Genomic DNA, 20,814 nt, shown 5'->3' with positions numbered 1-20,814 from the left:
GCACAGACTTAACCGAGGGCACAGGCTTTGGCATGGGTAGCTTCATGGGGTTGTCCGATTTTCAGCGAAACCTCTTCCGAGGCAAAGACAATATCGAGGGGGTCACCACTGAGCAGTTCAACGCGGCGGCTTTCACTGTCGCACGACACGCGCAGACGGCGGCCCCTCCACACCAGCGGAAAGCTGTAACCACTCCAAGCCTCGGGCAGCGCCGGATCCAGGGAAAGTCCTTCGGCGGTTTCGCGCATTCCGCCAAAGCCATTGACCAGCGCCATCCAGGTTCCACCCAAGCAAGCCGAATGAACGCCGCCATCCGTATTACCCTTGAGGTCGTTAATATCCATCAGCGCCGCCTCGCGGAAAAAGTGGTAGGCGTCCTCCGCCAAGCCCAGTTCCGCTGCCACGATGCTGTGAATGCAACCGGACAGGGATGAGCCGTGATTCGTGCGCGCCTCGTGAAACTCATACGTCCGGCGCTTCGTTTCACGGTCGAACAGGTCACCGAATAAGAAGAGCAGCAGCACGGTGTCGGCCTGTTTAATCAACTGCATGCGCCACAGGTTGAGCGGGTGTACCAGCGAACGCACATCCGTGTGCAACGGGATTTTCGACATGTCCACCGGATCGCGCCCGAGGAACTGGTCGTCCTGCGGGACGATGCCCAGCGCCTCATCCCACGGCAGGTACATGCGGCTGGCTGCATCCTGCCAGGAATCCGCCTCGTCGGCCTCCAGGCCGATGCGCGCGCACAGTTCACGAAAACGCTCAGGGGCCTGCCGCTCCATATCGGCGAAGACCTCGGCAGCACGCCGGAAGTGCCACTGGGCGAGGTAATTGGTGTAGGCGTTGTTATCAACGCCGCAAGAGTACTCGTTCGGGCCGCAGACCACATTCAGGCAAAAGCGGTCGCCCTTGTGCGGGACAAAGCACCCGCGGTCCCGCAGGAAGCGGGCGGTCTCGAACATCATTTCCGCCCCCATCGCGTACAGGAATTCCAAGTCACCGGTCGCCTCGACATAGCGGTCCACTGCCCAGGCTACCGCGCTTTGCAGGTGGTACTCAGCGGTCGAGGCTTCATAGACGTGGGCGCATTCCTCGCCGGTGATCGAGTTCCAGGAGAAAAGCGCACCCTTGCCCTGCATCCGCCTGGCCTGTTCGCGGGCCTTGTCCAGAATACCGTAACGGTACTCCAGCATCCCGCGAGCCCGCTCCGGCTCACTGTAAAGGATGGGTGGAATGATGTACATTTCTGTATCCCAAAAAACATGGCCCCCGTAGTTATCGCCGGTCTGGCCGTTGGCGCTGACACTGCGCACGCCGTCTTCAGGCACACTCTGGCGGTTATGAAAAAGGCTCAAGCGGACGCCGAGTTGATCCAGAGCTGAGCCTTCAATCACTATATCGGCCTTTTCCCAATATCGCTCCCAAAAATCTGCCTGTTCCTGAAACAGCCAGTCGATCTCCGGCGCCGTCAGGGCGCAGTTAACCGCACGGGTCAGCAAGTCCGCTCTGGGGCATTCCAGCTCGGTGACAATCGCCACACGCTTGCCCAGTCTGAGCGAACCTCCGGCCTTGAGGGCACGGGAAAACTCCACCCGCACTTCATCTTTCGCCACGAGCGGGGAGACAAGTTCGCCATTTGCGGTCACCTGCTCGGCGTAGCCAATGCCCTGGCCGCTGGTCAAAGATTCGAAGTGTCCTGTCGTCCAACCCTCGCGCTGCCCCCACTCCCGGCAGACCACTTCGGCCTCCTTGAAATGGCGGCTGCGAGGCTTTCCGACGGTCCGCGTGAGCAACCGCACCTCGCAGTCCTGCGATACCCTGACCGTGTACTCCAATACCGCAGTTTCCCGCCGTACCATCGAGGCCAGACGCCGGGTCTTCACCTCCACGCGTACGCCAGTTGCCGTCTCCCAGACGAACTCGCGGTGCATGCTCCCGGCCTTCATGTCGAGCCAACGACGGTGGGACTTCAGTCCCGGACCAGCCATATCAAAGCGTTCTTCGTCCACCCAAAGTTCGACCAGGGTCCACTCCCCGCCATTGCGTACGCAGTGACCGCGATCCGGAAAGCCGGGAAACTTCCACATGTACTGGTAATCGGTATAGCCGACCACGCCGTTGACCAACGTGGCCGGGTAGCTCTCGACGCCGGGGGTGGACTCTTCCAGATTCCCCCGCACCCCGAAGACACCGTTGGTCACGGCCAGCATCGACTCCCAGTAGAGCGAACGCCGGGGTCGAAATTGATCCTCCACCAGTCGCCAACCGTGCGGTTCCGGGCGGAAAGGACGGGCCGAATCCAGAAGAGCTTCGATGTCAATGTTGGCGTAGTTGGGAATCACTACAGGAGCCTCCGGAAGCCCTTCGGCGGTCCCCACCCCGACGCATTTCATACCCGCGCGGCGGGCTGCCTCGACGCCGCTGGGAGCGTCCTCGAAGACGAGGCAATGGAAGTTCGGCACGCCGAGGCGTTCGGCCGCCATTTCAAAAACCTGCGGGTCCGGCTTCGAGCGGGTGATGTCCAGCCCGCAGACAACTTCGTCGAACAGGTCTGTGATCTTCAGCAGTTGGAGCACCTCGGGCGCGTTCTTAGAGGCCGAGCACAGCGCCACCTTGATGTCGCGCTCGCGTAGTTCGCGGATAAACGACAGCACACCGGGCAACACATCGGTCTCATCGATCCCTTGCACCGCCTCGCGGTAGTAAGCGTTTTTCTCCTCGGCCCAGGCGGTGCGGTCAGCATCGCTCACGCCAGCCAGGCCGTTCTCGCCCAGGATGATGTCCAGCGACTCCAGGCGGCTGATGCCGCGTAGACGGTGTCCCAACTCCGCCGAAAAATCCCAGCCGTGGGCTTCGGCCAAGCGTACCCAGCCCAGTTCGTGAAACCGGTCCGTGCGGACAACAACTCCGTCCAGGTCAAAAAGGACTGCTCGTATATGATGTTTAAACATTTTTTATTAAATATAAATGAAATCGAGTTTTAGCACTCAGGAAATCACTTCGGTGCCGGTTTCGACCGGACAGTGCCGCTCGATCTTCCATCCGAGTCCCTGCCGGACACATGAGAACCCGTGCGCCCCAGCGGCAAAAGAATGGTTTTCCTCTTCCGTCATCAGCGTAAACGGATGCGGACACTCGATCTCGAACTCATAGTATCCGCCCTGTCGCTTCCACTTCACGCCAAGCGTTTCGCCTCCTTGCGGGCAGGCGGTACCATCCTGCACAGGGAGATGGCCCTGCGCCCATTTCAGCGAACCGGGTTCGAACCCGAAACGATAAACCCCTTCCCCAAGATCGAAGCGGGCATGTATCCCAAGCCCGTACCGGCTCAATATCCAGGTCGGACATCCCGACCATTGGTGACAATGACTCCAACGCGGATCGAAGACCTCATACCAGGTCGTCACCCCCTGCTCCAGCATCCAGCCCCAGCATTGGCGAATCTGCTGCTGTACAAAGTCCATCTCGCCGTGCTCCGCCAAGACCGGCAGTACAAAGTGCATGAAAAACGGCGTGATCAGCCGCGTCGCCTCAACCCGTGTATCGGATAGCCGGGGCGCGGTCGGGTCGTTCGGGAAACAGTTCTCGATATGGGCCTTGATAAAGCGCAGGCACGCGGCGCGGCTTTCCCCTTCCAGCAAGCCCTCGGCCAGGGCCAACGCGGCGGCATGATACCCCCAGCATTCATCGAATTTTTGAAAAATCCCCGCCCGCATCTCCGCTTCCAACTGCTCCGCCCGCCGGCGATAGCCGTCCGCGTCGGCAGACTTCTCCAGGCGCCCTGCCCATTCGGCCAAGGCACGCAGCGCACGCAGGTAGAAGAGGCTCAGCGCCGGGTCCATACGCTCGTCGCGCGATGGCGTGTCCATAAAGACGCTGGCCGAGCCCGCGTAGCCCCAATCGACAAAATTCCACCACTCGGGGTTACGCCTCAGGCCACCTACGACACGGAACGGCTCAAAAACTTCCAGGTTCCGGACCGCTGCCGGGTAGAGTTCACGCAACAGTTGGATGTTACCCGACAATTCATGGTAGTGCGGGATGGCCGAGACCCACTGGACCGAAAACGAAGGCAGATACTCCAATGTGCCAGGAAAGACAGCCGGGGTCAACCCGTCCGGGCGGGCGCACTCCGCCGCCTGCCGCAAGCCGCGCACCAGCGGTCGCCAGTCCGCGCAGGTCACCGAGAGGATGTCCATCCCCGGTCCCACCGCATCGCCCAGCCACTGGCCACGCTCGCGGGCAGGATTGTCCGTGATGGCGTCCTCGGAGCAACTTCGCAGTGTTTCCACGCCGGTTGTCCAGATCCGGTTGAGCAGTTCGTCATTACAACGAAAACTACCCGCGATGTTTTCATCAAAGTAAACCCGCTCCGTAAAGACAAACTCCCGCAGTTCCACCTGCTCAGGATCAGCCAGCGCATGCAGTTCGAGAAAGCGCCCGCCCTTGGGCTGGAGAGGATAAAAAATCTGCTCACCCCCGCGGGCAATCCAGGTATCCAACATGCACGAGTCCGTACCGCCTCCGCTTTTGAGGTAGGGATAAACGCGTCCGTTGTTGAGCGACTCGGCATAAGCCACCTGCACGATGGTTCCTGCCGGGGCCGACAGCTTAAGCTCCGGTCTTCCCAGCATGACGCGTCCCAGGTCGAAACGCCACCAGCGGCCATTTGGAGGCAGATCGTTGCACTCCAACTCGCGACAAACAAAGCTCATGGGCGGATCGTGGTCGTGCATGCTCATCGTCACCAGTTCCCCCTCGCCCACTCCGACCGGATCGTGCCTGCAGTAGCGCATCGGTCCGAGTTGGGCCGACACCGGGGCGGGGCAGAATCCCCTCGCCCTCGGAGCCTCTAACCAGCAGGTGTCATCAAATTCCGGCAGCCTCCAATCCGGGTCCATTCGTCGCGTATCGCACCACTCGGCCCAGCCAAGTACACAGCCAAGTCGACGGCCCGTCTTCCGGTACCCCGGATGCACACGGGTACGCCACTCGATGCCAACCGCGCGAGTCCCGCTGGTGGCCTCCACCCACAGGAAACCTTCGACATCTTCGCTCAGTAGCCGCGTCGTCACCCGCTGGTCGTGGACATGAGCGGCCAGCACATGGCGGCCCGGACGGAGCCACACCCGCGCCTCCGTCCACTCCGGATGCCCTTTGCGGAAACGGGCGGGCCCCTCGTCCAGAAACCCTCCGTCTATCGTCAGCTCATACCAAGCCGCACCGCAACTGCGAATAGTCAGCCAGCCTTCGGCGGCCAACTCAAAGCGGCCCCGGAACAGGCAATGCGTGTCTGCCGCTTCCTGTTCAGAAATGACTTTCAAATAATCGGACATGCGAATCAAAAGATAATTTATTTAAATTTATTAACTAAAATTCCAAACCTGAGGCTCTAAAAAATACGCAACCAACCCGCCTGAAAAACAACTTCGGCTATTCCCCAAAGAACTCAGGGGCGTTTTACCCGTTCCAGATATCCTCATCATCGATTGTCCCCCGGAGAGTAATCAGCCTCTGCGGACACAAACACCTCCGCAGCCTTGAGTTGTTGCCGGCCTACCGTATCCGTCGGACCGGTGAACCCAGGACCGCCCGCCGCCACATAACCATCGCTACGCCCGGATTCGTCGGGGCTGACCCAAAAGGCATAGAGCGCACCGCCATCCACCTCGAAGTGGATACGCACCGGACTGCCCGCCAAGGCCGACAGGTCTTCAGCGCCGCTCCAGCGGACTTCCTCCAGCGTGCTGTCGGCCGTGACCGGTTCGCAGTTGTCCAGGGTAAAGGGGGCAATCGCGTTGCCATCAGCATCTCGGATTTCCGCCCGCAAAGCGCCCTCCGCGACGTCGGCGTTCACAAAGAGGCGGCTTCCGGAAAAGACCACCGGACGCGTCGTCAAGGTTCCCGGCTCCCCGCTCGCGTCCATCGAGGCAAAGCCATCCCGGCGCATCACAGCCAGCCCGGTCGAGGCGTTGGCATAGAGACCGTCCTTGGGGCGGGATTCGTCCCCGGCGGAACCGCCGTAGTAAAACCACAGCTCATCACCCACCACGACGCAGACTCCCCCCACCGACTGAAGATAGCCCCGGTCCCAGGCACCAGGCGTCCTGGCGGTGGCGATGGCTGGCGTACGGTCAGGCCGGTCCCAATGGAAACCATCCCGGCTGTAGGCGAACTCCAGCTCGGTGATTTTCGGCACACCGTTAGTTTCATTGTTGTGCGGTCCGAGCCAGATTTGAAAGAGCCCCAACATCAGACTCTCATAGGGGACGGCATCCAGGTTGTAGAGTTGGGGCGCATAGTTCAGAACCGGGTCCTCCGGGTCCAGCTTGTCCGCAGCGGTCCACACCACTGGCTCTCCCGGTGTCCAACCCCTTCCCTTCCAGAAGTCCGTCTCGTCCCAGGTCCAGAAATTTCCCGTCATGAAGTCGTCCGACTCCCAGTAGTGGCGCGAGCGGCCCGTGTACATCGAGCGGATGCTGAAAACCCATTTCTGGCGAAACGGATTATAAAAGACCGAACTGCGGTCCCCCATCGGGCCGCTGACAGACGGCTCGCTCCAGTTCACCCCGTCCGGGGAGACGTAGCACAACCCGTTGATCTCCCAACTACCGCCGGGCCGGCGGACAAAGAGCTTGTAACGCTCGTCGGGGTTACCGCTCCAGGTGTCGATAATCATGTTCCAGGAGTCAGGCTTGAGCCCGGCGGGCGTGACCTCGTTCGGGGTTCGATTCTGCGCCGCCCCCTCGACCTGTGGACGCTCCCAATGCAGCCCATCCCGACTTGTCGCCAGAGCGATAGCTCCAAACCAGCCAGCCTCGTACCACATCTTGAAAATCTGCTCTTCGGAGTCCCACCAGAGGCCACCGCTTTTGGGAGCAGCCGTGGCCAGGCCATTACCGGGATCAATCTCAAACGGCGTCTCGGGCTTCAGGACGGGGTTCCCCTCGTATTTGACCGGATGGTGGTATGTCCGGCTCAAGTCCGTCTGCTCGATCAGGAAATCATCGACGAACAATTGTCTCCCTACATCGATCGGGATCACCTCCGGCACCTGCTCAAGGTAGGGCACGGGCATAACCTCGCGGGAGGCGACATAATGCGTCGGGGGCCAGGTCGCTGGGAGGACGATACCGTTATAGAGCATCTCTTCGCTGCCCAGTAGTGCCTTCTGCACCGAAACCTCCTGCCCTTCCGGCATGGCTCCGACCAAGACCGTCCACTTACCAAAAGCATAGCTCTCTCCCGGCTTGACCACTTTCTCATAGACCAGAATCCGGTCTCCCCTGTTTGTACCAAATAGCGGCTGATCCGCCTCAACCGCCACAGGTTTAAACCCCGCCTCTTCCAAGGCGGAGACCTGTGAAATGGAGGTGCTCGAACGGAGTGGGGTCAGGGCGTAGAGCTTGCCCCCAGCCACAACGGAAAAGGAAATCCGATCGATATTGGCCCGGATAAATGGAAGCCCCTCCAGTTGCGGAAGCGGCCCGTTGAGGACGAAATCGCGGTTGGTAAAAACCCGGCTCCCCTTGGTAAATAAATCTCCTTCGGCTCCGCCTACGCGAAGCACGACATGGCCGTCACTGGCCATCGGCGCGGACTGGCCGGGACGGACCTGACGCGCCTCCGCGGGTACCGTTACCCTGAGCGTGTAGTCCTCCTCGATCAAGGCCTCATCCACCAACGGTTGGCCAGACATCTCCGCGATTGCATTCCCCAGATCTTGGCCAATCTGGAGGAGACCAGGAGTCGAGAAATGAAACAACCCTTCGCTCGTCGTCGCGGATACCGGGTACTTGTCTCCCGCAGTCGAAATCATGGCGACATCCGGCAAGGCTTTCGCCACGGCTTCCTGAGCCGCAGCCACCTTCTCCCACTGCTCCACCCAGGAGCGATTTTGGGAATAGGCGTACTGGTTTGGCGAAACCTGCGAGAGCGCAAAGACAACCTGCTCTCCATAGGTGGCACGCACATCTTCGACCAGACGGGTCAGGTTTTCCTCGTACTCATCGGCCTTGCCTTCGAGCGCATCCGACGGCCCCTGCACCCAGCCCATGCCCATGATGACCACTTCGCGCCCGGGGTACTTCGCCTCCAGCGCCTTCACCGCGCCACGAACCGTAGCCTGAAATATCTGGTAGAGCTTACCGTCACCGCGGCTGTCCGCCGTCCCGTCCGGTCGCCAGTCATCACGATCGTAGAGGCTGGTTCCTCCGTGTGCGAACTTGACCACCGCCACCTTCGCATCCGGGTCGGCCAGGCGATCCTTGACCGTCCGCGCCATGCTCAACTCCGGGCCAAAACGGCAGACCGGCTCCGGCAAATCCGGGTAATGCCCACCGGGCTTGGGCAGCTTGTGCGACGTACCCGGTTGGAGCGGGATCAACTGGTTTTCCGGCAAGTACCCCTCCCCGGCGATTGAGTAATAAAGCTCCACGTCCTCCTGCGGCTCGGCCAGCGGGTTATTCGTCTCAAGCAGGTATTGCTTGTAGCCCCAACCAAGCGCGTTGGACTGCCCCGCGAACAGCAGCAGAAAAACCTTTCCTTCGGCCTTGCCCTCAGCGGCGCTCACAGAAGGACTTCCAAATACCGCCCAAACAGTTACCACGGCCATAAACACGCAGGCCGACAGCCAACCGGAAGCTCTGCGAGCAAAGCATCCGCACACGGGATAAATTCTATTTTTCGGCTTCTTCATGGGGTCATTCATTTTCAATCTCAAGGGCATTCAGGTACACAAAACCGCTCTCGCTGTCGTTGGTTTCATCTGGGCGGAGCCGGATGCTCAGCGTGCCATCCGCCGCGCGCTGCGGGACTCCCCAGCCAATAACCTCTTGTTCCGAGCCGATAGCTCATACAAGGAAGCGAGCGGGAGGTAAGCATCTTCGTAAACATAACACGGGGTACACCAGTCGAATGCCCTGCTGGCATCCTGACGATGGAGTCATCTCAAAAGAGCGGAATGAAATACTCAAGATTATTTGAATATTTTTTTTAAAAAAAATACCATATCGTCTAAGCGCTCATATAAACAAGAGTTTACACCCCAAAAGCGCTCCACCGCCATCCTCCTGCGAACAGATACTCACCCGCGAAAGCTCTCTCGGAGCCGCGAGCCAGGTCACCCCTGAATATCCGCCCCCTGCTGCTTGAGCAGTTCAAGATGCTGCCGGGCTTGGCTACGATAAGCCGAAGGACTCACGCCAACGTTTTGCGAAAAGGCCCGACTGAAGCTGATCAGACTGCTGAAGCCACACCGCTTGCCGACCTCGGCCACCGGTAAATCCGTCTCCCCCAGCATCTCCTTGGCTTTAAGAATCCGGATGCGAGCCAACTCCTTCCCCATTGGACGCCCAACGTCCTCAATAAAAGCGTTATAAAGACTCGACCGCGAAACCTGCGCCAGCCGCTGCAAACGGTCAATATTGAGCGGTTCGTTATAATGGTCCCAGATCTCCCTCAGCACCACCAGCACATTCGGATCGCGCACGGCCAGAAAGTTCGTGGACTCGCGTACGTGCACTCGCCCTGGCTTTACCCGTACGGGCACGCGCTTGGGAACTCCACCCGCGAGGATACGCCCCAGTTCCTGCGCCAACCGGTAACCGTGCCCCTTCAGGTTCGAGCTGATACTCGAAAGCGTGACAGGCAGGTACTTGCAGATCAGTTCGGAGTTTCCAGCCCCGAGAATGGCCACGTCCTCCGGAATCCGGCAGCCAAGATCCAGCGCCGCAGTCACAATCAACGCCGCAGTATCGTCATTCTGACAAAAAACTGCCAGCGGGCGCGGCAATTCGCGCAAGCGTTCCTTCAACCATCCGATAACTTCCATATACCGGATCTCCAACTCGGAGATAGATTCATTCCAGCGCAGGCTGGCACACGCATGCCCCCCCGACTCCAGCGCATTGGCAAAGCCGTCATAAGTCTCCTTCTCCAACCGGCTGTTTTGAATAAAGAAAAAGGCGAAATTACGATGGTTACGCTCCAGAAAATGCTCCGCCGCCAGTACGCCAACCTGATAGTGATCCCCAAGCACCTGCGGGAAATCGCTGTAGTGCCCCCCCATATCAACCGTCGGCACGCCCAGTGCCTTCACATACTCCAGCGTCTCAGGCAAGGAAATGAGACTAACAACCCCGTCCCCCTTCCAGCCAAGCGGGAATTGCCGAGTCCGCGCCATGTGAGCGTTCAAGCTCCAGTTGTGCTCACGCGCATAGACCGCCACCCCTTCATGCAAACCGGTATCATACCAATCAAAGGCCATCAACACATTCAGCCTCTTGGGAGGCTCGGCGTTTCCACCCACAGCATTCGAAAAATCGGTTAATCCATCCATAAATAGAATAGTACTTTATCATATCGTCCAGGCACAAGAGCAATTGTGTTCGCGAGCCTTTTTGCTTCCTGTTTTCGGACTTATTTAACATTTCCAGAAATCGAAGCCACACCATGCATTTTGTTTTTTTTGAAAAATATTAAAAATAATATTTGCAAAAAATATTATCAGAATCATATCCTGCTCACAATGAAACCTGCCCCTTTCATGCTTGCATTGCTCAGCCTCGTCTCCGTCGCTCTGCAGGCCGCCCCTGAGGAGCGCCCGAATCTGCTCCTCATTATTGCCGACGATCTTGGACTTCAACTCGGCTGCTATGGCGACCACACCGTCCCGACCCCGAACATCGACCGCATCGCCCGTGAGGGTGTCATGTTCACCCGTGGCTACGTGACGGCAGCATCCTGCTCCCCTTCCCGCGGCACGATTTTTACCGGGCTCTACCCACACCAGCATGGCATGTTCGGGCTCAGCCATCGGGACTGGAGCACCCGTTTCGAGCACCGCATCCACGACGGCATCCCACTCCTGCCCAATACCCTGAAAGACCTCGGCTATCGCACTGCCATTTTCGGCAAACAGCACTACGCTCCGGCCGAGGCCTTCGACTGGGACATGGCACAGGAAAACCCGCGCCACCTGGTCCAACGCGACGTGGCCCTGATGGCGGAAAGCGTCGGCCAGTTCATCGGCCAGCCGGATGGCTCCCCCTTCTTCGTGGTCGCCAGCTACGTTGACCCACACCGTTTCGGTAACGTTTTTACTCCCTATCAGCGGCTCGGTCTACCGACAGACCCGCTCGCATCCGGAGATGTATCTCCCCTCCCCAATATCGGATTGGACAGCGCAAGAATACGTGAGGATTCCGCCGGCTACTTCAACATGGTCAAGCGCCTCGACCACGGCATCGGGCTGCTGCTCGACACTCTGGAAGAAAACAACGCGCTCGACAACACGCTCATCCTCTTTGTCAGCGACAACGGCCCGGACTTCATCCGTCTGAAAAAATCCGCCTACGAAGACGGTGTCAGGACCCCCTACCTCATCCGCTGGCCCGGACACGCCATGCCCGGCCTTATTCGCGACGAATATGTCAGCACCGTCGATATTTTTTCCACTCTGGTCAGCGCGGCAACCGGCGAACTCAAACCGCACGGAGCTGGCCAGCCGCTCCAGCCACTGCTCACCCCCAGCCAAATCATCTGGCGGGACTCCATGATGACCGAATTCATCGTGCACGCACCAAGCCAATACTACCCCTCCTATTCGCTGAGCATCACCGGCTATCAGTTGATTCACAATCTCGACGCCGGACGGCGAAATCCGGTCACGATGGAAACTCGCTTTCCCGAATGGCAGGCGGCGCAAACACCCGAAAACGCAGACAACCCCTTCGCGCTCGCTTACCAGCACTATGACTCACCGCCCACCTACGAACTCTACAACACCGAAGAAGACCCCTATTTGCTCAACGACCTCGCAGCAGACCCGAATTACGCAGACCTGCTGGCATGGATGAAGGGTCGCCTCCTGCAATGGCGAGAAGAAACTCGCGACCCCTTCCTGGACCCAATTTTTCACGCCCGCATGCAGGACCGCTACCGGGACGCCACACCCAATCTGACCAAGAGTAATTGAGCCTTTCCGGCCCATGCTTCGCCCCAGTTCCTTATGCAAACAAATACCCCAGCTTTTGTTTTTCGCAGTCGCCATGCTGGTCGCCCTGGTTTTTCCCTGATCGAACTGCTCACCGTTATCGCGGTGATAGCCGTCCTCGGGGGAATCCTGATCGCCACCGTGAACCGCGTTCGCGATTCAGCCCGACTTTCCAAGTCACAATCCAATCTGCGGCAGGTGACTCAAACCCTCCTCATTTACACAATGGAAAACGGAGGGCGCCTCCCCTACGCCAAGGGTAACCGCAACAGCTCAAGCGTCCCTCCCGAAGAACAACACGACAACTGGATCATCGAACTGCGCAATGCCGGCTACAACGACATCATCACGCTCAGGGGCGTAGGCGAGGCCCCCGACTCCGTCATGTTCTGCCCCATGGCCCTGGCCTGCCGCCCGCACTCGGAAAACGCCAGCTACAACTGGGCCATGAATGTGTACCTTGGCGGAGAACGGCTCTCCACCATCGATGAGCCCGGCCTGGTCTCCTTCATGATGAACTCACGCTGGGTTCCCTCCTACCGGACATGGGGGCAAACCGAGGTCGGCATCCCCAACGGCGGTCCGAACCGCTGGCCCGACTTCCCCTACCCCGTACGCAGTATGGACGTCAACGACGCCCCCGATGCCGGAGCGGGTGATCCCTCCGCCTGTGTCTCCTTTCTCGATGGCCGCGTCGAACTTGTGCCCCGTAGCAAGTTCCCCGAAGACGTAACGCAACCCTTCTGGAGTGGGACACGCAATGAAAACTGAACGCTTCCACCCCATTTAACAATCCAACAAAAACCCAAAACAACCACATAACTCAATACGCATTAACACTCCATGAAAACTGTACTCACCATCGGCATAGCCAGCACCCTTGCCCTGGCTTCCTACGCCCAAACCATTTACGACGACTTCAGCTTTGGACCCGACATCCCCGGACGAGTTGCCGTCACGGAAGGCACGACCATCAACGATCGTTTTGTACTTGAGGGGACTGGCACCTGGAAGACCACTGGCGGCACAAACAACACACACCCACGCTTCGGGGGAACAGCAGGAACCGGAAACGGCTACCTGGACATGAGCAATCTCGGGAGCACTGACACGGCCAATGTGAACTTCGACTTCAGCAGCGGAAACGTCAGCGCGACCTTTAACTTTACCATGGATACCAATGGCGTGGGAGGGTCCAATTCTCGTGGTATTTTCTTCGGTTTTTCCGCAACCAATCCGGATGACAGCCTGATGACAAATCAAAAGACCGACACGGTATGGGTTCGGATTCGTCCCGATGGTGTGGTTCTGCGCTCACAGATTGAAGGGGTCCAGACCAATCGTATCGACAGCGCCATCACCTTCTCCGGCCCCGACGACATCGCCTCGGGAACCGTTACCCTCACCTATAACCTGGCAACCAGCACAGTCACAGCCACGGTACTCGGCGGCAGTTACGTATTCGAAGAATCGATCACCTTCACAACCAGTTCCGAATACACGCCCGACCTGGGCAAAGTCGGCATGAACGTAATCACAATGAACAACGTTCACATCCAGGACATCAGTGCCAGCGTCATCCCGGAACCGCAGACCCTTGCGCTCTCATTCGGGCTGTTCGCGCTCACTGTCGCCATGCTGATACGCACCCGCTATCAACGCAAAAAAGCCGTCTGAAAAACGACCCAATTACACCAGAGCGTACAGACTAGAATACTCGATTCACGCGCTTTCCAAAATCCAATAAAAAGCCCCTGGTTCTCCGGGGGCTTTTTCATTGGATGCCCGATCCGGAAGCAATCTGGTCCAGTTACCCGATTTTATCTACAAGGTTCGTAGTCTGTAGGTTTGGTTAATGTGTTGATATAGGTGTTTGCGGAAGTCAGGTGACCGTGTCCACGTAAGCTGGGCCGCTTGCAAAGTTAGTCTGGGCCTTCAGAAGGACTTAGAGCATGAAAGGCAAGCGATACAGTTAACGTGGGCACGGTCATTTATTGTACCTGCAGGACAAGAGAGCCGATCCCCAAAAATCCTGCGTTCTTGCCCACTTCCAGTTCAAGGACATCAGCGATGCCGCTGATCGGTATCGTCATTTTCCCCTTGGCCAGTTGTATATGCGCTGAGCCATTATCTTCAGATACAACGACAGAGATGGAGTCGTCTTTCCCCTCCGGTTGAAGATTTATTTCAACATCAATGACGTAAGACTGCTTGAGCTTCAGTCGGGAACCGGCAATCGTTACCTTTTCGCCTCTTGACTTAATCTCAAGCTCTTCAGCAGAGCTAAAACCGACTGCTACCAGGGACTGGCCACCGTCCGAAGACTTCAAATTCAGCAGTTCGATGAATTCGTTTCCACCAACATTCCGGGAGTCCTGACGAATAAAACGTGTCCTGTAGCGCAGGGTAATCGGAGCTTGCGGGTCAAATTCTATCGGCCTCGCCAGGTAGCGCTTCATTTCTGAAAGCCTGGGTGGGCGGCTGTTCAAGCGGGCCATTCCGTCTTTGACGCTGAGCAAACCCTCCTGGGTCGTCATCCATTCGCTTGCCCAATACATGTCGTTACTGCTTGGCGCTGTCCAGTCCTCGGCAGCTATTGTATCACCGGATTTGTAGTTGCCGGTGTTGTTCTTCGCAGATTTAAGCGCCGCCCTTAATTGCTTTTCAGGCTCCGTGTCCTCAGCCCATGCGAGGTCATCCCGATTGAGATAAAATAAAAAGCCTTCGTCGTCACCGAAGATGATATCGAGCTCACCATCCCCGTCGAGGTCGGTTGGATAGACATTGAAGTTATGCTTGTTTATGACGATAGGGCTGCCGTCGGAGAAGGTAATCATCTGTGGAAGCTCGAAAACGGGCTCCATATTCGTGCCCACGTTGCGCATCCAAAAAGCCGCCGCCGAGGGTGACTCATTACCACTCAGACGGAAGTACTTCTGCAGTGATTTCTGGCTTCCGAAAACGACGTCCCACTTTCCGTCATTATCCCAGTCGCACACCGACAACTTAATGCGCCCCGTAAATCCCCCCGGACCAGAGATATTAATGGTTTCACCAGTGACATCCTTCACCTCAATCAGGCGCTCGAAATTCAAGCTTCCGGGGGCATCCGGTATTGCCATGGCGAAGTTATTGTCCCATTGAATCATGAGCAGAACATCGCGGTCATCGCCGGCCACACCATACTTACGATCGATCACCGCAGGCCGTGTACGCCAAGCGACCGGGAGAGGCTTGTCTCCCATCATGAGGCGTTCCCGCTCTTCCAGCAGGTTCGACGCACCCGTCCCTTTGTAAAAGAAGAGCTTCGCCTCATTGTCATTGGTGATGATGTCCAGATTTCCGTCACGATCCCAGTCGAAGACTTCCGGTTGGGTGTAGCTCCACGCAGTTTCGTTGTCGCCCTGGAGATTTCCATCCAGAGGACGGTGACGGATGTACCCGGAAGGTGTTTTGAAATTGAGATAATCATCATACACATACGGATCGTCCGTGCCGTAGCGCAGGGAAAGCATCCCCGAGGCATCCCCAATAATCAAGTCAGGGCAGCCGTCCTTATTCCAGTCCGCGCGCACCGGCACCACCAGTGTGTCGGCTGAGACTTCGCCGCCCTCATGGAAGATGTTCCCCAATTCCGTAAACTCGCCCGCTTTGCTTCCGCTCAAAACAGTCAACCGACCGTTGGCACCGGACCCAATGATAAGGTCTTGCTGCCCATCGAGATTCATATCGGCGACACCAATGACGTTGGCATGGATGGTTGACTTGAGCCGCGCACCACCCTTCAGCAGCGGTTGAGCTTTACCGACGTGCAGTTTGCCGTCCACGACTTCGCGAACGGGAACAATCATGGCTTTGTCATTATCTGTAAACAGGATAATATGAGGCAGCCCCTCCAGCTCCATCACCACCGGATGCAGATTAAAACCATACCCACGCCACTGTAACGGGTAGTCCGTCGAGCCATAGCAAACCTTCGTCGGTTCCCCAAAAATGAGTTGGCCATTGTCCATACGCCCCTTGGCCCACCAGAGGTAGCGCGTAACGGGGTTGCCGAGCCAATTTCCGGCAATGTCATATCCGCGGAAATTCTGGATATCAGAATCCGGGAGCATGCCCAGATTGGGATTTTCAATCCCAGACCAGGGATGCCCGTATTCCTCGTAATTCGGATACATCTGGAACTGTGATGTCCCTGGGTCTGGCGCACCCACAAGGAGGTCGGGGATGCCGTCGCCGTCGAGGTCCGCGACCCATTCCTTGCCCTGAGGCGGCTTACCTTCCAATTGGATTTTATAGCTTTCCTGAAAATGAGGCTTGTCGGGGGTACCGACCTGTTTGAGGTACATCCAGTCGCTGGGCCGCACTAGATCGTACAGGCAGTCCTCCCGGTAAACGGCGATATACCGACTGCCTTTAATTTCGTCATACTGGATGCCCTCATCGTAGAGAGGGAAATCTTCGGGCAACGACCAGTACTTGCCCCACCCGTCTTGCGCGACGGGCCGGTAGATTACATTACGCTTGGCCAGGTACTCGCCGTGGTTGCTGATCAACAGGCTTGGTGCTTCGTCTGCACGGAGCGAAGGCAGAACCGAGCGCGAAGTGAATCCCAGGGGAATCGGGTGAACCGTTTCCGGAGTCGCCTCCAACTGCGGGAGTTCCCGAAACTCGGCCGCACCGGTAACAAGGGGGATGGCCGCGAAGTTAAAGATAAGGGCGGAAAGCAAAGGGAGAAATCGAGTAGCCATATTTTACGGTAGTTCTAAGCGTGTGTATTGTTCTTTAGGAGCATCGTTTTCTTGCAGATGTTCTTTTATCGCCGAAAGGAAACGATTTTCGATCTCGTCGGATGCAATCGGCGTTTTTTGAGCGGGGTCCTCCTTAATATCGTACAGGCAAGACTCCTGAAGCACCTTGCGCACGCCTGTCGCCGTCGCACGTATCCCGCTGGCGGCTGGAATTTTCAGCACGGGGCAGTTTTTTGTGAAAGAGAACGGGGCATGCAATGTCATGCCGGCCTGGAGCTCCTTCGGAGTAAAAAGCGTCGCTGCGTGAGCTGGCGTGAGCGTGTACTGATTGAGCGGCTGGTTCAAGGGCGTAGCGGCGCGCATGTAAACATATCGACCGTCGGTGATATTTACCTGGCCTCCATAGATACCAAAAATCGCAGTTTCCCGAACGGAAGTGTCGTTCTCGATACAAGGGACCAAGTCCTGGCCCAGCATGTCCTGCGTGGGCATGTGGCCAAAGTAGTTGAGTAAAGTCGGTCCGATATCAATGGCCGGTTGCACGAGCGCCTTACGTCGCTCACCTGCCACCTGCGAGCGCGGGTCCCAGATGAAGAACGGTGTATGCGCAATCTCCTGGTAGAAAGGCATCCAGCATTTGCCCCAGCTCTCGTGTTCGCCAAGGCAAAAGCCATGATCCGTCCAGACGATGAGCATCGTGTCTTCCCACAAATTCTCGTCGTCCATCAGGTCGAGGATATCCCCAAGCTTTTGATCGCACATGGATATGAGCGATGCGTTTTCAAAGACCGCATGCTCAACGGCCTCCCGTGTTTCCGTAACCGGGCGATAGGGCGGCCAGTCAAAGACGGGGCCGTCGTAGTTGTCATAATGCTCGCGGTAGAGGCTTTTGTATTTCTCCGGGCAGAAGAAGGGCTCATGCGGATCGAACGTCTCTATCTGCAGAAGCCAATTGTCCGCCTTGAGGTTATCCCGGATAAATTGTTTACCCGCTTTGAAGGTTTTGCTTTGGCAAAACTCGGCATCATCACGCATGACCGCCCGGTTTTTCAGATCCTGCGCATGCCAGGCGTCGTTGGTTGCGTTTTGACCGACGGCATTCTCCGGCGGGGGCGGGTTCGCGACCTGCGCTTGCCAGGGGTCTCCTTCCTGTCCGCGGATAAACTCAAAGGTGTTGTACTTGGTGTGGTAGTTGGAGCCGCCGGTCTCCCAATAATGATAATGATCGGTTACCAGGTGGCTGTGAACACCCTCCGCCTTGAGCATTTCGAACACGGAATCATCGTAAGGTTCGAGCGGGCCCCACCCCCTGTGCAGAAAGTTGGGGCGGGCGGTATGTAAATCACGCCGGGCTGGCATGCACGGCATGGAGCAGACATAGCTGTTGTCAAAGGTGACCGTCCGCTCCGCCAAACGCTGGAAATTGGGTGTTTTCACCCAATCGCAGCCATAGGGCTGCAGCATATGACGATTGAGCGAATCGAACATTACAATAATGGCTTTCATATTGGTGCTGGGGCTTCACTCGCAACTGCGGCTTACTCCCGGTGAATCGGACTGGTTGGCAGTGGATTGTTCGTTTGGCGGCCAAAAATGGATAGGGAGTCCGGGGTTGGTTTTTTCGGTTGCTGGAATATCGCGAGAATTAGTGCCAGAACTATCATAACGGCGTTAACCAACGCCATGACCCAGTATGGGTGAATGCTGAAAGGAAGGTAGTTATCGACCCACTTCAATTCTATGCCGAGCAGGTAAAAGTTAAGGAAGATAGCCACTGAGAACGCCTGCCAGAGTGGCTTCTTTTGGACCTTCGGGGCGAAGATACCCAAGACAAAGAAGCTCAAGACAACACCGCCGAGCAGCCCCATGATTTTCATCGACAAGTCAAAGAAGCTCTCCTTTTCGATGAAGGTGAAAGCAAAAGCGATAAGGAACATTAACGCCGAGGCTACCAGTGTCAGTGCCCTAGCTACCCAGGCGTAATAGGCATCGGTACGATTCTTTAGGAAGTAGGGGCGCACGAAGTCAACCGTGGCAACTGTCGCAAACGAGTTAAGGCTCGAACTGAGCGACGACATGGCCGCGGAAAGAACTCCCGCAATGACCAGACCACTTAAACCGGTCGGGATCTTGTCGATGATGAACTGGGGCATCACGGCATCAGACTGGAGGTTCGCGATGGCCGGATCGGGGTTCTGCAGGTAGTAAACGTAGAGGGCAGTTCCAATCAGGAAGAAGAAGGCCCAAGTGGGCAGGCTCAGGAATGCGCATAGGATCGTCGCCTTACGCGCTTCCTTGGTGTTTTTTGCGGCCAGATAACGTTGGATGACGTTTTGGTCCCCTGTGTATCCGAGCGTCCACTGCGTGACGCCTACGATCAGCAACGCCCAGAATGTGCGTTCGCTTGGGTCCCAGTGTAAGGGACCAAGCCCAAATTTATGATGTTCTGTCGCAACCGAAACCATCCCTGAAAAACCGCCCTCGATACCTTGTATCATCGTGTACAAGGCAACAAGTCCGCCAAAGTAGAGGACCAGAGCCTGCACGACATCCGTCCACACTACCGCTTCAATACCGCCGAGAATGGTGTACATTGCGACAAAGCCACCGGTGATCGCCATGATCCAGAATGGCGAAATGCCCGTAATGAGGTGGACGGGAATCGTGATCAGGTAGAGGATCGAGCCAAGACGAATGGACTGTCCGAGCAGGAACATGAACGCGGTGTAGAGGCGCGCCAGGGTGCCGAAGCGCTTCTCGATATATTCGAAAGCCGAGGTCTGTGCGTTCTTCCTGAAAAAGGGCACCAGTAGCCAGATGGCAATGATCGCCACGAGGGGATTGGCCAGGTGGGGCACCAACTGACGCCAATCCAGTGCGTAGGCCGCGGCGGGCAGCGCGATAAAAGTGACCGAGCTAATTGATGTCGCTACCATGGAAAGGCCGATGGCCCAAGCTGGCAGATGATTGCCTCCCAGGAAGTAGTTGCTCGTAGTCTTTGGCCTGCGGGAGAAATAGTATCCCATGCCGCCAATCGCCGCAAAATAGAAAAAGATGACGAGCAGATCGAAGATCTTGAAGGATGAGGCAAACATAATCTGTTTCCGGGGAATCGGGTGCGTGTAGAGTTTCAAGGACTTGCGTAGCCGCGCATAAGCTGCGGCCAATACAATACGGGCAAACCACGATGCGGCTTGCTCGCAAAGAAAGCATGAACTGTGTGGAGCAATTACTTTACTTGCGGATACGTCGCCTCCATAGATAAGCGAGGGTGAGCAGGCCACTCAGCAAAGCCGGAGTGCTCGACTCGGAAACCGTTGTAATGGTAAGCGACGCCTGGCTCTCGCCTTGTCCATTTACGAAATCCGGGCGGTAACGGCCAAAGTCGTCGTGCCCCGTCAGGGTCGCATTAGGATTCAGACGGAGATAGACAGTGGAGACCGAAGGCCTGCCATCTTTGTATAGGCTAGCAAGATAGCTGGTTATGTTGATTGAGATGGTCTCGCCATGAGTCGTCGAAGTCGACATGACATCTTCCTGGATTAGCGTAAAGTCCGAGCGGGTGTCATCCTCGCCAATATAGATGTCGGATGCGGCGGGTGTAGTGGTAAAGGCATAAGCGTCTATACTGAACCAGGGCTTAGATTCGACGGCTTGGCTGGAGCGCATGTTGAAACTAATGATGGCCGTCTCAAGGTCACCCGACAAGGTTGGCAGATCAAATGCCAAAATGGCCTGACGGGCACCATTGACTCCGAGTCCACCTATGAAATTCATATTGGTATTGGCTCCTGTTTCCAGGGACGCATTGGCCCCGTTCAGGTCGGAGTTGATGTACCCTCCGGCATTGAGGTTTAGCTGAACCGTTGTCTGAGCGTGAAGCGTGCATGCGCAGATTAGGGCAAGCAATGAAGCGAAGAAGAGGGCAGTTCTTTTCATATGATCCGCTGCGAGTTTTGTATTTTTATAGTATACTATTGTAATCAAAACACCAGTCAAATGGAAAAACAAAAAAAACTCCGCCGCTGGCGAAGCCGAAAGTCCCTTCACCCGCGCACCCGATAG

11 protein-coding genes are annotated in these 20,814 nt (G+C 57.0%); 3 read left to right on the top strand and 8 right to left on the bottom strand.

All coding sequences use genetic code 11. The features are described from left to right. Positions 1–8 precede the first annotated feature (8 nt). The 4 genes from pgmB to H5P28_RS06425 all read right to left on the bottom strand — a co-directional run bounded on the left by pgmB (position 9) and on the right by H5P28_RS06425 (position 10,342). Complete coding sequence (gene pgmB, locus H5P28_RS06440; RefSeq protein ID WP_185674886.1) at positions 9–2,954, bottom strand: beta-phosphoglucomutase; 2,946 nt, start codon at positions 2,952–2,954, stop codon at positions 9–11. Positions 2,955–2,990: 36 nt separating this feature from the next. Then, complete coding sequence (locus H5P28_RS06435) at positions 2,991–5,339, bottom strand: family 78 glycoside hydrolase catalytic domain (RefSeq protein ID WP_185674885.1); 2,349 nt, start codon at positions 5,337–5,339, stop codon at positions 2,991–2,993. Positions 5,340–5,485: 146 nt separating this feature from the next. Continuing rightward, a complete protein-coding gene (locus H5P28_RS06430; protein WP_185674884.1) occupies positions 5,486–8,575 on the bottom strand; it encodes a sialate O-acetylesterase in 3,090 nt (1,029 codons plus the stop codon). 549 nt (positions 8,576–9,124) lie between these two features. Continuing rightward, complete coding sequence (locus tag H5P28_RS06425; protein WP_185674883.1) at positions 9,125–10,342, bottom strand: AraC family transcriptional regulator; 1,218 nt, start codon at positions 10,340–10,342, stop codon at positions 9,125–9,127. 189 nt (positions 10,343–10,531) lie between these two features. Here H5P28_RS06425 and H5P28_RS06420 point away from each other — a divergent pair, with 189 nt between their 5' ends. The 3 genes from H5P28_RS06420 (at position 10,532) to H5P28_RS06410 (ending at position 13,675) form a co-directional block, all read left to right on the top strand. Next, positions 10,532–11,980 (top strand): sulfatase family protein, encoded by a 1,449-nt coding sequence (locus H5P28_RS06420; RefSeq protein WP_185674882.1) that lies wholly within the window; start codon positions 10,532–10,534, stop codon positions 11,978–11,980. Positions 11,981–12,013: 33 nt separating this feature from the next. After that, positions 12,014–12,769: a type II secretion system protein gene (locus tag H5P28_RS06415; protein WP_185674881.1), complete on the top strand. Its 756-nt coding sequence runs from the start codon at positions 12,014–12,016 to the stop codon at positions 12,767–12,769. A gap of 72 nt (positions 12,770–12,841) precedes the next feature. Further along, entirely contained in the window at positions 12,842–13,675 is an 834-nt protein-coding gene (locus H5P28_RS06410; protein ID WP_185674880.1) for a hypothetical protein, read from the top strand. 314 nt (positions 13,676–13,989) lie between these two features. Here the strand turns inward: H5P28_RS06410 and H5P28_RS06405 are convergent, their stop codons facing one another. The 4 genes from H5P28_RS06405 to H5P28_RS06390 form a co-directional block, all read right to left on the bottom strand. Continuing rightward, positions 13,990–16,728, bottom strand: coding sequence for an FG-GAP-like repeat-containing protein (locus tag H5P28_RS06405; RefSeq protein ID WP_185674879.1), 2,739 nt, complete (start codon positions 16,726–16,728; stop codon positions 13,990–13,992). Between the two features lie 24 nt (positions 16,729–16,752). After that, positions 16,753–18,255: a sulfatase family protein gene (locus H5P28_RS06400; RefSeq protein WP_185674878.1), complete on the bottom strand. Its 1,503-nt coding sequence runs from the start codon at positions 18,253–18,255 to the stop codon at positions 16,753–16,755. Between the two features lie 32 nt (positions 18,256–18,287). Beyond that, the gene (locus H5P28_RS06395; RefSeq protein ID WP_185674877.1) at positions 18,288–19,844 is read right to left on the bottom strand and encodes a sodium:solute symporter family transporter; all 1,557 of its coding nucleotides are present in this window, start codon (positions 19,842–19,844) and stop codon (positions 18,288–18,290) included. 139 nt (positions 19,845–19,983) lie between these two features. Continuing rightward, positions 19,984–20,799, bottom strand: a complete 816-nt coding sequence (locus H5P28_RS06390) for a hypothetical protein (protein ID WP_185674876.1) — start codon at positions 20,797–20,799, stop codon at positions 19,984–19,986. Between the last annotated feature and the right edge of the window lie 15 nt (positions 20,800–20,814).

The organism is Ruficoccus amylovorans (assembly GCF_014230085.1).
In the GTDB taxonomy this organism is placed as follows: Bacteria; Verrucomicrobiota; Verrucomicrobiia; order Opitutales; family Cerasicoccaceae; genus Ruficoccus; species Ruficoccus amylovorans.
The sequence above is the reverse complement of the archived record's forward strand: the minus strand, read 5'-3'. Positions and strand labels throughout refer to the sequence as shown.

Coding starts and splice junctions, on each gene's coding strand:
- pgmB (WP_185674886.1), bottom strand. CDS start 2,954: ATGTTTAAACATCATATACGAGCAGTCCTTTTTGACCTGGACGGAGTT.
- H5P28_RS06415 (WP_185674881.1), top strand. CDS start 12,014: ATGCAAACAAATACCCCAGCTTTTGTTTTTCGCAGTCGCCATGCTGGT.
- H5P28_RS06400 (WP_185674878.1), bottom strand. CDS start 18,255: ATGAAAGCCATTATTGTAATGTTCGATTCGCTCAATCGTCATATGCTG.
- H5P28_RS06420 (WP_185674882.1), top strand. CDS start 10,532: ATGAAACCTGCCCCTTTCATGCTTGCATTGCTCAGCCTCGTCTCCGTC.
- H5P28_RS06410 (WP_185674880.1), top strand. CDS start 12,842: ATGAAAACTGTACTCACCATCGGCATAGCCAGCACCCTTGCCCTGGCT.
- H5P28_RS06395 (WP_185674877.1), bottom strand. CDS start 19,844: ATGTTTGCCTCATCCTTCAAGATCTTCGATCTGCTCGTCATCTTTTTC.
- H5P28_RS06425 (WP_185674883.1), bottom strand. CDS start 10,342: ATGGATGGATTAACCGATTTTTCGAATGCTGTGGGTGGAAACGCCGAG.
- H5P28_RS06435 (WP_185674885.1), bottom strand. CDS start 5,339: ATGTCCGATTATTTGAAAGTCATTTCTGAACAGGAAGCGGCAGACACG.